This window comes from Arthrobacter sp. 05L44 (assembly GCF_056397605.1).
The window spans coordinates 285168-299371 of record NZ_JBFTNS010000002.1 but is presented as its reverse complement, the minus strand read 5'-3'; the positions used below and the strand labels follow the sequence as shown (position 1 = coordinate 299371).

The 14204-nt window shown below is 68.6% G+C and carries 13 protein-coding genes; 5 read left to right on the top strand and 8 right to left on the bottom strand.

Translation table 11 applies throughout. The features are described from left to right. The first annotated feature begins 228 nt into the window (after window positions 1–228). Window positions 229–1170, top strand: a complete 942-nt coding sequence (locus tag AC1DHY_RS06640) for a GerMN domain-containing protein (protein ID WP_476879368.1) — start codon at window positions 229–231, stop codon at window positions 1168–1170. A 9-nt stretch (window positions 1171–1179) separates the two neighbouring features. Here the strand turns inward: AC1DHY_RS06640 and AC1DHY_RS06635 are convergent, their stop codons facing one another. The 3 genes from AC1DHY_RS06635 to hrcA all read right to left on the bottom strand — a co-directional run bounded on the left by AC1DHY_RS06635 (window position 1180) and on the right by hrcA (window position 4173). After that, on the bottom strand, window positions 1180–1950 hold the full coding sequence (locus AC1DHY_RS06635) for a 16S rRNA (uracil(1498)-N(3))-methyltransferase (RefSeq protein ID WP_476879367.1): 771 nt from the start codon (window positions 1948–1950) through the stop codon (window positions 1180–1182). A gap of 2 nt (window positions 1951–1952) precedes the next feature. Further along, a complete protein-coding gene (dnaJ, locus tag AC1DHY_RS06630) occupies window positions 1953–3080 on the bottom strand; it encodes a molecular chaperone DnaJ (protein ID WP_476903359.1) in 1128 nt (375 codons plus the stop codon). A gap of 79 nt (window positions 3081–3159) precedes the next feature. Further along, window positions 3160–4173: a heat-inducible transcriptional repressor HrcA gene (gene hrcA / locus AC1DHY_RS06625; protein WP_476879365.1), complete on the bottom strand. Its 1014-nt coding sequence runs from the start codon at window positions 4171–4173 to the stop codon at window positions 3160–3162. Window positions 4174–4399: 226 nt separating this feature from the next. Here hrcA and AC1DHY_RS06620 point away from each other — a divergent pair, with 226 nt between their 5' ends. Both AC1DHY_RS06620 and AC1DHY_RS06615 read left to right on the top strand, forming a co-directional pair. After that, on the top strand, window positions 4400–5254 hold the full coding sequence (locus AC1DHY_RS06620) for a DUF3097 domain-containing protein (protein WP_476879364.1): 855 nt from the start codon (window positions 4400–4402) through the stop codon (window positions 5252–5254). Window positions 5255–5375: 121 nt separating this feature from the next. Next, window positions 5376–5795 (top strand): DUF4870 domain-containing protein, encoded by a 420-nt coding sequence (locus tag AC1DHY_RS06615; protein WP_476903358.1) that lies wholly within the window; start codon window positions 5376–5378, stop codon window positions 5793–5795. Between the two features lie 30 nt (window positions 5796–5825). Here the strand turns inward: AC1DHY_RS06615 and hemW are convergent, their stop codons facing one another. After that, on the bottom strand, window positions 5826–7064 hold the full coding sequence (gene hemW, locus AC1DHY_RS06610; protein ID WP_476878896.1) for a radical SAM family heme chaperone HemW: 1239 nt from the start codon (window positions 7062–7064) through the stop codon (window positions 5826–5828). 2 nt (window positions 7065–7066) lie between these two features. Next, complete coding sequence (gene lepA, locus AC1DHY_RS06605) at window positions 7067–8920, bottom strand: translation elongation factor 4 (protein ID WP_476903357.1); 1854 nt, start codon at window positions 8918–8920, stop codon at window positions 7067–7069. Window positions 8921–9152: 232 nt separating this feature from the next. Between lepA and AC1DHY_RS06600 the strand changes: the two genes are divergently transcribed. Both AC1DHY_RS06600 and rpsT read left to right on the top strand, forming a co-directional pair. After that, window positions 9153–9716 carry a type II toxin-antitoxin system PemK/MazF family toxin gene (locus AC1DHY_RS06600; protein ID WP_476878898.1) on the top strand — a complete coding sequence of 188 codons (564 nt, stop codon included), beginning with the start codon at window positions 9153–9155 and terminating at the stop codon, window positions 9714–9716. 241 nt (window positions 9717–9957) lie between these two features. After that, window positions 9958–10218 carry a 30S ribosomal protein S20 gene (rpsT, locus tag AC1DHY_RS06595; RefSeq protein ID WP_307036225.1) on the top strand — a complete coding sequence of 87 codons (261 nt, stop codon included), beginning with the start codon at window positions 9958–9960 and terminating at the stop codon, window positions 10216–10218. 183 nt (window positions 10219–10401) lie between these two features. Here rpsT and holA read toward each other — a convergent pair whose 3' ends face one another. Genes holA through AC1DHY_RS06580 form a run of 3 tightly spaced genes read right to left on the bottom strand, consistent with a single transcriptional unit; the run spans window position 10402 to window position 14199 of the window. Further along, window positions 10402–11415, bottom strand: coding sequence for a DNA polymerase III subunit delta (holA, locus tag AC1DHY_RS06590; RefSeq protein WP_476878899.1), 1014 nt, complete (start codon window positions 11413–11415; stop codon window positions 10402–10404). Continuing rightward, complete coding sequence (locus tag AC1DHY_RS06585; protein WP_476878900.1) at window positions 11334–13295, bottom strand: ComEC/Rec2 family competence protein; 1962 nt, start codon at window positions 13293–13295, stop codon at window positions 11334–11336. The genes holA and AC1DHY_RS06585 overlap by 82 nt, the downstream gene beginning before the upstream one ends. Window position 13296: 1 nt before the next feature. Next, window positions 13297–14199, bottom strand: a complete 903-nt coding sequence (locus AC1DHY_RS06580; RefSeq protein WP_476903356.1) for a ComEA family DNA-binding protein — start codon at window positions 14197–14199, stop codon at window positions 13297–13299. Window positions 14200–14204 lie beyond the last annotated feature (5 nt).

The following is a 14204-nucleotide window of genomic DNA, read 5'->3' as shown; positions in this document are numbered from 1 at the left end:
CCTTCCATCTTACGCCAGTGCAGTCCCGTGGCCGCGCGGGCCGGGCGGCGGCCTCTTTAGGTATCAACTTCATATCGGCCTCATATCGTTCCCGTTGCAGTTCGTCCGGCAGCCCGCAAACCCGGCTGCACTCCAAGGCCGCTGTGCCATGCTGGATTGGGCCCTTCCCGGCACGAGCCGGATTCGACGGGGCAACAGCAAGGGAACCAGACCATCAGCAGGCGTGGAATGACCAGGACAACTGCAGGACGGCGTACGCGCCGCGGCCTGTTGCGCCTTGTGCTGCCTGCCGCCGTCGCCCTCGCACTGTCCGGCTGCGTGGCCACGCCCCAGCCGGGGATCACAAACTCGACGACGCCGTCACAGACGGTTCCGGGGCCAGCCGCAGGGATCGCCACCACCAGTGCACCCCTGGAGTCCACGCAGGCGTCCAACAAGGCCCCGGTGTATTGGATCGGGCGCAGCAACAACAACGTTTTCCTGTACCGCGAATTCCGGGATGTCTCCCAGGACGACAATCCGATCACGCGGGCCCTGCGGGTCATGATGTCGGAAAAACCCCTGGACCCTGACTTCTTCACCCCGTGGCAGAACCCCCGGCTGCTGGCCACGTCGATTTCCGGCAAGAACGTGATCACCGTGGACGTCTCCGCGGATGCGTTCAACAGCAATGTCGACGGCGACATGGCCGAACGCGCTATCCAGCAGCTGGTCTACACAGCCACCGCGGCCGGGGCCAGTTCCGGGCTGACCGATACCGGGCAGCAGATCCAGGTGGTAATCCTCGTCGACGGCCACACCGACTACGTCGCCTTCAACCGGGTGCGGCTCGGCTCCCCCACGTCACGCAGCGCGGGAATGGTGGCGCCGGTGTGGATCATTGATCCGCAGGAGGGCACCCAGGAAGCCGACGGTTCGGTCAAAATCTCCGGCCGGAGCACCGTCCCCGGCGGGAAGCTGCACTGGGAGATCCTGCGGGTCGACGGCACCAACAAGACGCCCTATCTCAACGGCAGCGTCACGGCGTCAACCGACGCCGCCCAGTCCGGCATGTTCAACATCTCCGTGAACCTCGGCCAAGGGAACTACGAGGCACGGGTCTCGCAGGTGGACCCGACCGGCAAGGTTCAGGACCTCAACGTCGATACCCGCGGGTTCACCGTCCGCTAGCCCGGCGGTTTACCAGCGGCCGAGGATGTCGCTGGCCACAACAGTGGCGGCCGGGCCCGCGGTGGACGAACGCAGCACGTGATGGCCCAGCAGGGCCGTGACCGCACCGGCATCACAGAGCCGGGTCACCTCACGAGGGCTGATCCCGCCTTCGGGCCCAACGATCAGAAGCACCTCGCGGGACCCTCCGCCGTCGCCGGCGTCGGCATGCCAGGCCTCCAACACCCGCCGCAGCGGCCGGACCGCGTCCTCATGCAGGATCACGGCAAGGTCCGCGGCGGCGACGGCGGCCTGCAGCCCGTTGGCGTCCACGGCGGCGCGGACCTCCGGGATCCAGGCACGCCGGGCCTGCTTCGCGGCGGCCGTCACCACCGACTGCCATTTAGCGTGGGCTTTGGCTGCGCGTTCGGGTTTCCACCGCACGATCGAGCGCTCCGCCTGCCAGGGGATCACGGCGTCGATCCCCAGCTCGGTCGCGGTCTCCGCGGCGAGTTCGTCGCGGTCGCCCTTGGCCAGGGCCTGAACCAGCACGAGCCGGACCTCCGGCCGTGGTTCCTCGGCCAGGGCACCGCACTCCACCGACAGCTCCTGCGGCGCCACGGCCGTGACGGTGCCGGTGATGCGCTTCCCGGCGCCGTCGGCGATGTCAACGGACTCCCCCACAGCCAGCCGCTTGACCGTCACCGCATGGCGCGCCTCGGCGCCGTCCAGGACGAAGTGCGCGCCGGGAACCAGCTGGTCCAGGGTGCCTGCGGGCGTGAAAAAGACGGGGTTGCTCACTGCTACAGGTTACCCAGCCGTCCCCGCAGCTTTGCGAACACGCCGCCGCTGGCTGCGAGCTTGCCTTCGGTGAACTGCTCGCCGCGGAGTTTGGCGAGCTGCCGGAGCAGGTCCTCCTGGGCGGCGTCGAGTTTGCCTGGCGTGTCCACCTGCAGGTGGACCTTCAGGTCGCCACGGCCGTAGCCGCGCAGGTGAGTCACGCCCAGGCCACGGAGGGTGATGACCTCGCCGGACTGGGTCCCGGCCTTGACGTCGATCTCCTGTTCGCCGTCAAAGGTTTCCAGGCTCACTTCGGTGCCCAGGGCCGCAGCCGTCATGGGGATGTTCAGGCTGGCGTGCAGGTCATCGCCTTCGCGCACGTAGGTGGAGTCGCTGTTGACCCTGATCTCGACGTACAGGTCTCCCGCGGGGCCGCCGGCGGGACCGGCCTCGCCCTGGCCGGAGAGCTGGATGCGGGTGCCGGTGGCCACACCGGCGGGGACCTTCACGGTCAGGGAGCGGCGGCTGCGGATGCGGCCCTGGCCGGCGCACTCGTTGCACGGGTCCTTGATGACAGTGCCGAAGCCCTCGCAGCTTCCGCACGGGGCCGTGGTCATGACCTGGCCAAGGATGGAGCGCACGGCGCGCTGGACCTGGCCGCTTCCGCCGCAGATGTCGCAGCGTTCGGGGTGGCTGCCCTCGCGGCAGCAGGAACCCTCACACGTGGGGCAGGTGACGGCCGTGTCCACTTCCAGTTTCTTGTTGACGCCGAACACGGCGTCCCGGAGGTCGATCCGAACGCTGATCAAGGCGTCCTGGCCGCGGCGGACCCGGGACGCGGGACCGCCCTGGCCGCCCGCCCCGCCGAAGAACGTCTCGAAGATGTCCTGGAACGCGAAGCCCTGGCCGGCGTAGCCGCCGCCGAATCCGTTGTCCGTCCCGTTCTCGTTGCCTGTGGTGTCGTAGACGCGGCGTTTCTGCGGGTCGGAGAGGACCTCGTAGGCGTGGGTGACCGCCTTGAAGCGCTCCGAGGCGTCATCACCGGGATTGACGTCCGGGTGCAGGGTCCGGGCAAGCTTGCGGTAGGCCTTCTTGATCTCTTCGCCAGTCGCTTCGCGGGAGACTCCAAGAACGTCGTAGTGGCTGCTCAAAGTGTGTATCTCTTCCTTTTTGTACTGCCAGTGGGGCACTGCCTGGTAGAGGCAACAAAGTGGTGACCGGGTCCGCCCGTCAGGGGCCGAGGATCCGGGACAGGTAGCGGGCCACCGCGCGCACGGCGGCCATGGTGGTTGGATAGTCCATTCGGGTGGGGCCGAGGACCCCTACCTTGGCAGTCGCGTCCGGCCCGTAGCCGGTGGCAACCACGGAGGCTTCAGACAACCCGTCGTAGGGGTTCTCCCGGCCGATGCTGACGGTGACGCCGCGGGGGTCCTGGGCCATGTCGCTGAGCAGCCGCAGCATCACTACCTGCTCCTCCAGCGCTTCGAGGACGGGACCGATGCTGAGCGGGAAATCCACGTTGGAGCGCGCCAGATTGGCCGTACCGGCCATCACCATCCGCTCCTCGCGGCTGCTGGCGGCCAGGGATTCCAGCCCCCGTGCCAGGGCCTGGGCTGGGCCGCGCCGCACCGGCGGGCAGCTGTCCACCACGGCCTGCAACGACTGCGGCAGCAGGCTCAACCGCGTCCCGGCGAGCCGGTTGAGGAACAGGGCACGAAGCTCTGCCAGGGCGTCGTCGCCGAAGTCCTGTCCAACGTCGATAACGCGCTGTTCCACTTTGCCGGTGTCCGCGATCAGCACCGTCAGTACTTTGCGGGGGGCCAGGAGCACGAACTCGATGTGCCGGACGCGGGCGCGGCTCAGCAGCGGGTACTGGACCACGGCCACCTGGTTGGTCAGCTGCGACAGCAGCCGCACGGTCCGGTCAAGGACGTCGTCGAGGTCATCGGATCCCTCAAGGAGCGCCTGGATAGCCCGGCGCTCCGCCTGCGACAGGGGCTTGACCGCAGAGATCTGATCCACGAACAGGCGGTAACCCTTGTCCGTCGGGATCCGGCCGGCACTGGTGTGCGGTGCCGTGATCAGGCCCTCGTCTTCCAGTGCGGCCATGTCATTGCGGATCGTCGCGCTGGAAACGCCCAAATGGTGGCGCTCCACCAACGCTTTGGACCCCACGGGCTCGCGGGAGTGGACGTAGTCCTCGACGATGGCGCGCAGCACTTCGAGTTTGCGTGGCTCGCTCACGCTCCACCTCCAATCGACACGTATCGCTTCGCCGGTGCCGGCCGGACTGAATCCCCCGGTTAGCACTCGACATGCCTAAGTGCCAACCAGTCTAATATGAGTCGCGCCGTTGTTAGCATTGGATTCGCTGCGGGCGTGAACCCCGGGAACCGTGTCTCCGGGCAGACAACGCGCCGCGCCCATGGTCCTTCCCCGAATTTCCCGAGTGCAAAGCAGTGTGTAGCAGATGTCGTACGAGAACTGGGGTGCGCAGGATCTCACCGCGCCCGCCAAGGCCCAACTGCCCGAGATCCCGGTGGAACGCGGCATGGTGCTGGAGGACGTGCAGTCCGGCTGGGTCGGCGCCGTGACCCGGGTGGAGAAATCCGGGGGTATGTACGTCGTGGCCCTGGAGGACCGGCGCGGTAAGTTGCGGTCCTTCCGGCTGGGCTTCGGTTTCCTGCTCAAGGGGCAGCCCATCCGGCTGATGCCGCCAGCCCCGCGGGCTGCCCCGGCCGGCCCCGCCCGGAGCGTCCGGACCGCGTCCGGTTCCGTCCGCGTCGAAGGGCAGCGCGCCCAGGTGGCGAAGGCCAGCCGGATCTGGGTGGAAGGCAAGCACGACGCCGAACTCGTTGAGAAAGTCTGGGGCGATGACCTGCGGGTGGAGGGCATCGTCGTCGAACCCCTGCACGGCATTGACGACCTCGCCGCCGCCGTCCGGGACTTCCGGCCCGGCCCCGGTCGCCGCCTGGGCGTCCTCGTGGACCACTTGGTCCCCGATTCGAAGGAATCCCGCATCGCCGACGCCGTGATGGCGTCTCCGGGTGCCGCCGGCAACGTCCTGATTGTCGGCCACCCGTATGTGGACGTCTGGCAGGCGATCAGGCCGGCGGTCCTCGGCATTGAACGCTGGCCGGTGATTCCGCGCGGCGTGGACTGGAAGACCGGCATCCTGACGGCCTTCGGCTGGCCGCACAGCACCAAGGAGGACATCGGCCTGGGCTGGCAGAAGCTGCTCGGCGCCGTGCGCAGCTACACGGACCTGGAGCCCTCGCTCCTGGGCCGGGTGGAAGAGGTTATCGACTTCCTCACCGTGCCCTGACGCCGGCCGGGTGCGTCGTCCGGCGGCCGGAGCACGTATTCTTGAAGGGCGCCTGCTGCGAACTGCGGCAGCCGCTGCTCGTTGCCGTACCGCAGCTCCACCGCAATCCAAAGGATGAAACGTGTCAGAAGACGCACGCGAACACCCGGACCACCAGGCCGGTCATGACCAGCCTCCGTACCACGGCGTCCCCGCCAATGCACTGCCGCTGACGGCGGCCGAGGACCGGCAGTGGGCCACCCTCGCGCACTTCGGCGGCATCCTGGGTTGCATCCCCGCACTGCTGATTTACCTGATCTTCAAGGACCGGGGCCCGTTCACCGCCCAGGAATCAAAAGAGGCGCTGAACTTCACCCTGCCGCCCACCATCGCCGCGGTGGTGGCCAATCTCCTGGTCTTTATTCCGGTGGTCGGCAACTTGTTCGCCGTGCTGGCGACCCTCATCTGGATCGCCCTCGCCTGCTTCTCCGTCGCGGCCGGCATCCACGTCAACCGTGGCCAGCCGCACCGCTACGACTACAACCTCCGCTGGATCAAGTAGCGCCGGACTAATTGCGCCGGGTCATGCAGGTCAGTCCGGCAGGATCCGGCGGACAACGGCGTCGGCCAGCAGCCGGCCCCGGAGGGTCAGCACTAGGCGCCCCTTGAAGGCAGCCGCCGGGTCCACCAGGCCGTCCGCAATCAGACCGGCGATGGCGTGGCGGCCGGTGTCGCCCAGGCCGCCCAGGCTGGTAATCGCCAGGCCGGTCACCAGCCTCGCTTCGAGCATCACGCGTTCCATGTCCCGGGTTTCCGCGTCGAGGGTTTCCCTGCCAGCCGCGGGTGACACACCCGAGGCCAGCCGCCCGGCATAAGCCGTGGGATGTTTGACGTTCCACCAGCGGACGCCGCCGACGTGCGAATGCGCCCCGGGGCCAATCCCCCACCAGTCGTCCCCGCGCCAGTAGGCCAGGTTGTGCCGGCAGGCCTGGTCCGGGGTGCGCGCCCAGTTGCTGACCTCATACCAGCCCAGGCCAGCAGCGGAGATCAGTTCTTCGGCGAGCTCGTATTTGGCCGCGTGGTCGTCGTCGTCGATCCCCGGCACTTCGCCGCGGCGGATCTGGGCGGCCAGCTTGGTGCCGTCCTCCACGATCAGCGCGTAGGCGCTGATGTGGTCCGGTCCATAGGACAACGCGGTTTCCAGCGAAAACCGCCAGTCATCCAACGACTCGCCGGGAGTCCCGTAGATCAGGTCCAGGCTCACCGCCAGGCCGGCGTCCCGGGCCCACTGGACGACCTGCGGCACACGGCTGGGCGTGTGCGTTCGGTCCAGGACCTTGAGGACGTGGGGCACTGCGGACTGCATACCGAAAGACACCCGGGTGAACCCGGCGTCCGCGAGCAGCTGGAGGGATTCGGGCGTGACCGAATCCGGGTTGGCTTCCGTGGTGACTTCGGCGCCGGGTTCCAGGCCCCAGGTACCGATCGCGGCGGCGAGGATCTTCGCGAGGTCCTCCGCCGGCAGCAGCGTGGGTGTCCCGCCGCCGAAAAACACCGTGCCCAGCCGCCGCTCCGGCAGGCCCGAGGCCTTCAGGACCCGGCCGGCGAAATCGACTTCGGCGACGGCTGTGCTGGCATACGCGTCCTGCGAGGCGCCGCCGCCCAGCTCCGTGGCGGTGTAGGTGTTGAAGTCACAGTAGCCGCAGCGGACGGCGCAGAACGGGATGTGGACGTAGAGCCCGAAAGCCCGGTCCGCGGCGCCCTCCAGCGCCTGGGCGGGCAGGAGCCCGTCCGACGGCGCGGGGTCACCGAGGGGAAGCGCGCTTGGCATGGCTACTTCTTGGCCTTGTCCTTGGACTCTTCGGTGGTCAGGGCGGCGATGAAGGCTTCCTGCGGTACCTCGACGCGGCCCACCATCTTCATGCGCTTCTTGCCTTCCTTCTGCTTCTCGAGCAGCTTGCGCTTACGGGTGATGTCACCGCCGTAGCACTTTGCGAGGACGTCCTTGCGGATGGCACGGATGCTCTCGCGGGCGATGATCCGGGAGCCGATGGCTGCTTGGATCGGCACCTCGAACTGCTGCCTCGGGATCAGTTCGCGCAGTTTGCCGGTCATCATCACTCCGTAGGCGTAGGCCTTGTCGCGGTGCGTGATGGCGCTGAAGGCGTCCACTTGTTCGCCCTGGAGCATGATGTCCACCTTGACGAGGTCGGCGACCTGGTCGCCGTCGGCCTTCCAGTCCAGCGAGCCGTAGCCGCGGGTCTTGGACTTGAGGATGTCGAAGAAGTCGAAGACGATCTCGGCCAGCGGCAGGCGGTAACGGATCTCCACCCGGTCCTCGGACAGGTAGTCCATGCCGCCCATCACGCCGCGGCGGCTCTGGCACAGCTCCATGATGGCGCCGACGAAGTCGTTCGGTGCCAGGATGGTGGCGGAAACCATCGGCTCGCGGACCTCTGCGACCTTGCCGGTGGGGTATTCGCTGGGGTTGGTGACGTGGACCACCTTCTTGTCCTCAAGCGTCACCTCGTACTCCACGTTTGGCGCGGTGGAGATCAGGTCCAGGTTGTATTCGCGTTCGAGCCGCTCACGGGTGATCTCCAGGTGCAGCAGGCCCAGGAAGCCCACGCGGAAGCCGAAGCCCAGGGCAGCGGAGGTTTCCGGTTCGTAGACCAGCGCGGCGTCGTTGAGCATCAGTTTCTCGAGCGCGTCGCGGAGCACCGGGTAGTCGGTGCCGTCCAGCGGGTAGAGGCCGGAGAAAACCATCGGCTTGGCGTCGGCGTAGCCGGCGAGGGACTCGCTGGCGGGTTTGGCCAGGTTGGTGACGGTGTCGCCGACCTTGGACTGGCGGACGTCCTTCACGCCGGTGATCAGGTACCCGACCTCGCCGACGCCCAGGCCCTTGGACGGGGTGGGTTCCGGGGAGCTCACACCGATTTCAAGGAGTTCGTGGGTGGCGCGGGTGGACATCATCTGGATGCGTTCGCGCGGGTGCAGCATGCCGTCCACCACACGGACGTAGGTGACGACGCCGCGGTAGGTGTCGTAGACGGAGTCGAAGATCATGGCGCGGGCGGGCGCCGTCGGGTCGCCGACCGGAGCCGGGAGGTCGTGGACGATCTTGTCCAAGAGGGCTTCGACGCCGGCGCCGGTCTTGCCGGAGACGCGCAGTACATCGTCCGGGTCGCCGCCGATCAGGTTGGCCAGTTCATCGGCGTATTTTTCCGGCTGGGCGGCCGGCAGGTCGATCTTGTTCAGGACCGGAATGATCGTGAGGTTGTTCTCCATCGCCAGGTAGAGGTTGGCGAGGGTCTGCGCCTCGATGCCCTGGGCTGCGTCCACGAGGAGGACGGCGCCTTCGCAGGCTGCGAGGGACCGAGAGACCTCGTAGGTGAAGTCAACGTGGCCGGGCGTGTCGATCATGTTCAGTGCGTAACTGGTGTCATCGAGCTCCCAGGGCATACGGACGGCCTGGGACTTGATGGTGATGCCGCGTTCGCGCTCGATGTCCATGCGGTCCAGGTACTGGGCCTTCATGTCGCGGGACTGGACGACGCCGGTGTACTGGAGCATCCGGTCAGCCAGCGTGGACTTGCCGTGGTCAATATGCGCAATGATGCAGAAGTTCCGGATGAGGGCCGGATCTGTTGCGGCAGGCACCGGGGCGGTGCGGGCCATGGGAGACACGCAGGGTCCTTACTGTTGGCAATACGCGGGAGCGGTACTGAGGGCTTATCCATGGGGTGGCGCTGCCGGCTGTCCGCCGTGCTGCGGCGCACCGCATTTGTCGTTCCTATAGTCTCCCACGTCCGCGTCTCCGGCACCGCATTCCCGCCACGGACCGGCCATTGCCGGCGCAAAGGAACCTAGCTCCGGGCTGCTGCCGGGGCCGGGGCGCGGCGGGCGGTATGGTGTGCCCATGGCCCTGAACCTTCGCTCCTTTGGCAACGCCCTCCGCCGCACCCTGCGTTTCCTGGACCGGCTGGGCGGTGGGCCGGCACCCACCCGGCGGCCCTCGGGCACCGCCCGCGGCCGCGCGTCTGCCCCCGGCAAGGCAGGCGCAGGCAGCATTGGCCTGAGCGGCCGCTACCCCGGTGACTTCCAGGGCACATCCACCGTCCAGTACAGGCCCGCCGTCAACGGCCTGCCTGAGCCGGGCGAGATTGTCTGGACGTGGGTTCCGTTCGAGGAGGACCACAGCCGCGGCAAGGACCGCCCGGTACTGCTCGTCGGGACCCGGGGGCGCTATCTGCTGGGGCTGATGCTCACCAGCAAGGACCACGACAGCGACGCCCGACGCGCGGATGACTACGTGGACATCGGTACCGGACCCTGGGACCGACAGTGGCGCCCCAGCGAGGCCAGGGTGGACCGCGTCCTGCAGATCAATCCCCAGGATGTGCGCCGCGAAGGGGCAATCCTGGATGCCGGACGGTTCCGCGATATCGCCGCGGCCCTGCGCACCCGCCACGGCTGGTCCTGATCCCGCCGGGAGGTCTTACTCCGGCGGGGCCCGGCCGCTCCCCGTCCGGCCGGACGCGACCCGCGCAACCGGCCCGAAATCGCCAGCGGGTGCACTGCTCTGCTATTATTGACAGCTGTGTGTCCGTGCAGGTCGACGGCCACAGATGGTTGGTCGCCATAGGTATCCCCACGCCGCTCAGTCAATGGCCAATCTGAAAGCCCTCTAGACCATTTTCCGCATTGAAAAAGAGAGTTCACACGTGGCTAATATCAAGTCCCAGAAGAAGCGCATCCTGACCAACGAAAAGGCTCGCCTGCGCAACAACGCAGTCAAGTCCGAGCTGAAGACGGCCATCCGCGCCGTCAACACTGCCGTTGCGTCCACCGACAAGGATGCCGCTGCTGCTGCACTGGTTTCTGCCAGCCGGAAGCTCGACAAGGCTGTCAGCAAGGGTGTTCTTCACAAGAACAACGCTGCAAACCGCAAGTCGGCGATCTCCAAGAAGGTCAACGCACTCTAAGGTTTTCCAGTTCAACTGAACTGACGATTGTGGCCGGCACCCCAGGGTGCCGGCCACAGCCAGTTAAAAACCCGGCCACATTTTCTGCGGCGGTGCGGGCCGGCGCCAGCCTGAGCGGGATCAGCCCCTCGCCTGCGGGGACACACTGCGGAGCTATCGGCAACCGGCCCGCGCCCCCGAGGGTCAGCGCCGGACCGATCCCGCGATGACCGTGACGGCGTGCTCGACGGCATAAACCGGATCACGGGACAGCCCTTTGACCTGGGCGTCTGCCTCGGCGGTGACCTGAATGGACCGGACCAGGCCTTCCGGGGTCCACCGCCTCACCTCACGCTGCGCCTGTTCCACCAGCCAGGGCTGCATGCCCAGCTGTTTCGCGATCTGGGCAGACGAACCCTGCGCGCCGGCAACTTTGGCCAGGGAGCGCAGTTTCGAGGCAAGGGCGGCAACGATCGGCACGGGGTCCGCCCCGGTGTCCAGGGCGTGCCGGAGGGTCGACAGGGCCAGGGGCGCGTTTCCGGCCATCGCTGCGTCGGCGACCTTGAAACCGGAAGCTTCGACCCTGCCGCCGTAGTAGCGGTCCACCAGTTCGGCATCGACGGCGGACGTGGCATCGGCGATCAGCTGGCTGCAGGCCGCGGCGAGCTCGGACAGATTTGCCCCGACGGCATTGACCAGGGCCTGCACTGCCTCAGGCTCGATGCGCCGCGAGGCCGCCTTGAACTCCGTGGTGACGAAGGCCACCTTGTCAGCGTCTTTTTTCAACGGCTGGCAGTCAACCACGGGCCACCCGCCGGCCTTAATGGCGTCGAGCAGTTTCTTGCCGCGCACTCCCCCGCCGTGCCGCAGCACCAGGACTGCGTCCGGTTCCGGCTGGGCCAGGTACTTGAGCGCGTCGGCGAGGAAGGCATCATTCATTGCCTCGAGGCCTTCCACTTCGATCAGCTTCTGCTCACCGAACAGCGACGGGCTGACGTTCATGGCCAGGGCCCCGGGGTCGTAGCTGCCGGCGTTGAGCCGGGTGACCTCGACGTCGGGCGCGGCGGCGCGGACCTGGGAGCGGATCCGGTCCATGGCCCGGGACCCCAGATAGTCTTCCGGTCCGCCCACCAGCACTACCGGCGCCGGCGTAACGTCCCGCCAGGTGGCGGTGTTCGCGGCCGTGGTCCGGGTGCGTTGGGTCTGGGCAGCAGCCACTGGTGGTTCCTCCGGGAAGTTGGTTTGCAGACTCTAAGCGTGCCACGGCCGGGGCGGTGCTCCAAGCCGCGCGGTCTGTGCCGGACGGGCGGTTTCCGGGCAGCTGCGGATGCCGCAGGGTGGTCGAGGATCCGGGTGAGCAACAGTGTGGCCTGCCCATGCAGGATCAGGACCAGACGCCGGACGGCGGCGGGGTGGGTGGCCGCCCACGTCCCGGCCAGGGACACGGCGGAGAAGCCCGCCATCGTGGCTGCACCGAAGGCTCCCTCCGGCCACGGCAGCGCCGCGCCAGGCAGGGCTGCAAAGTAGCGTGCTATTCCGGCCACTCCGTCGGCGAACATGCCGGCCACTGCGATGGGCAGTGCAGCGACGTCCGGAACGAGTGGCACCAGCGGTACCGCGGCCGTACCCGTAAGCGTCACGGGCGCCACGAACGCAGCGGCGGCCAGGTTCGCCGCCAGGGCGTAGCTGCTGAACTGGGGCTGAAGCAGCACAATCACGGGACCACAGAACAGTTGCGCCGACAACGGGACCGCGAGGCCCGCAGCCGCCCAGCGAGGCACAGCCGGTGGAAACCAGCCCATGAGGGGGCCTCCGGCGACGACGATGCCCAGGGTCGCCAGGACGGACAGCACAAACCCGAAGTCGCCGGCGAGTTCGGGGCTCCCGAGCAATAGTCCAGTTGACGCCAGGCAGAGCAGGCTGAGGCCGCGCCCGGCCCGGCCGAACGCCAGGGCCGAGAGTCCGATGGCCCCCATGAGGGCCGCCCGGAGCACACTGGCGTCGGGGCCGACCATTAGGACGAAGAGCCCCAGTCCGGTGGCCGCAACCGTCGCGGCTACAGCACGGGGGAACCGCAGGCTGCGGGCCGCGAGCAGCAGGGCGCCCAGGATGAGGCTGCAGTTGGCTCCGCTGACAGCGGTCAGGTGCGTCATGCCGACGGTTTTCATGGCTGCGGCCAGCTGCGCGTCCAGGGCGGCGGTGTCCCCCGTGACCATGCCGGGCAACAGGCCGCGGGCGTCCCCCGCCAGGCGTTCTGCGGCGGTACGGAACCCTTGGCCCAGCTTGGCTGGCAGGCTTTCCCAGCCCGGGGCGGCCGATAGCTGCTGCGGCGCGGAGGACGCGGCCAGCATTCCTGCCTCGGCTTCGCCTTGCCCGGCCGTTTTGAGGGTGCCAGTTGTCCGGAACCGCTGGCCTGGTTCGGCGATCTGCCACCCGCGTCCGCCGACGACCAGCAGCTTCGCGGGGGCCTCCACCCTGCGGCCATCGAAGACCAGAACCCGAAGGGTCACCGGGACCAGCCAACGGTCCGCGAGGCCGGAACGTCCTGGCGCCCGTAGCCGTTTGGGCGTGCCGGCGACGTCGACCTCGGCCACCACGGAGGCGCCGGCGGCGACGGCCTCCGACACCGCTCCCTCGCTCCGTAACGTGGACGCCCCCGCCGAATGGGCACCGGCGACGGACGAAAGCAGCAAACCGACGGCCAGCGTGGCCCGGAGGCTGCGCGCTACGGGGCTTCGGCGGCGGGACTGGACCCCAAGCAACAGGGCGGCAGCCGCGGCTGATAGAGCAGCGCACAGTACGGCGAGGGCGGCCGGCGCCAGCCAACCGCCGGCCAACGCTGTAGCCCAGACCAGGAGTGTGGCGGGGACCAGCCGCACGTCGGTCCGGCGGCGCTGGGGGCTCGGGCTCTGTTGCCGCTCCCGGCCCCTCGCCCGGTGCAGCGCATCCGCCAGGGCCCCAGACATTACATGGCGCAGGGCACGCCCCTGGGCGCCGTCCCCGGACGGGGTGTGGTCCGGTGTGTCGGGGCCCCTGGCCATCCCTGCGGCGGCGGCGTCCCGCATGATCTGCCACCGGGGCCGGGGTGAGGCTGCCATGTCAGACCCTCACCAGGGGTAGGAGCGCCGCAAGCATCTTGGGGCCGACGCCATCTACAGCATCGAGTTCTTCGACCCTGCCGAACCGGCCGTGCTGCTTCCGCCAGTCCACGATTCTCTGGGCCAGCACCGGCCCGACACGGGGCAGTGTGGTGAGTTCTTCGACGCCGGCGGTGTTCAGGTTGACCCTCCCCGAAGACTCTCCGGATCCGTTTGCCGTGCCTGCACCCGAAGTTGTGGAAGGGCCTGCGGGTTCCACAGGGTCCGGGGTGCCCCGCTCCGGAACGAGGATCTTCTGGCCGTCCTCGAGGACAGCGGCGAGGTTGAGCCGGTCGAGGTCGGCCGTGCGGGTACTTCCGCCGGCAGCCTTGATGGCTTCGTGGAGCCGGCTCCCGCGCGGCAGTTCCACCACTCCGGCTTTGGCGACGGCGCCGGCGACGTGGACGATGATGACTGCTGCCGTCCCTCCGGCGGAACCGCCCGCGGGCGCGGTGGCCGCCGGGTCCGCCGGGGCTGCGGTCGCGCCGGTCCCGGGCTCTCCGCCGGCCCCCGCGTCGGCTCCGGCCCTCTGGGCTATTGGCTCGACCCGTGGTGCGCCGCTCGCCGCCTGCCACCAGAACCAGCCGCCCAGCAGCACCGAGACAACGGCCAGGAGCGCAGCGGCCCGCCGGCCTGTCCGCCACCGGAATCCGGCCCCGCCCTGCACACCGGCCTCGCCCGCGGGGGCACCCGCGTCATCGTTCGCCTCGCCCCGCACCGGAGGGACGACCGCCGTCGGGTTCCTGCTGCCCGGCATGGGCCCGAGCAGCCCCTCGTCCGCGGCGGCGCCTAAGGTGGCGGCCCAGCGGTGCCGGGCCGGAACGGCTCCGCCGCGGGACCCGGCGTCCGGATATCGGCCTGACATGCACC

What these genes read in the sequence shown, in the direction of transcription:
- AC1DHY_RS06640 (WP_476879368.1), top strand. Translation starts at nt 229, where the DNA reads ATGACCAGGACAACTGCAGGACGGCGTACGCGCCGCGGCCTGTTGCGC.
- AC1DHY_RS06620 (WP_476879364.1), top strand. Translation starts at nt 4,400, where the DNA reads ATGTCGTACGAGAACTGGGGTGCGCAGGATCTCACCGCGCCCGCCAAG.
- hemW (WP_476878896.1), bottom strand. Translation starts at nt 7,064, where the DNA reads ATGCCAAGCGCGCTTCCCCTCGGTGACCCCGCGCCGTCGGACGGGCTC.
- AC1DHY_RS06600 (WP_476878898.1), top strand. Translation starts at nt 9,153, where the DNA reads ATGGCCCTGAACCTTCGCTCCTTTGGCAACGCCCTCCGCCGCACCCTG.
- AC1DHY_RS06585 (WP_476878900.1), bottom strand. Translation starts at nt 13,295, where the DNA reads ATGGCAGCCTCACCCCGGCCCCGGTGGCAGATCATGCGGGACGCCGCC.
- AC1DHY_RS06580 (WP_476903356.1), bottom strand. Translation starts at nt 14,199, where the DNA reads ATGTCAGGCCGATATCCGGACGCCGGGTCCCGCGGCGGAGCCGTTCCG.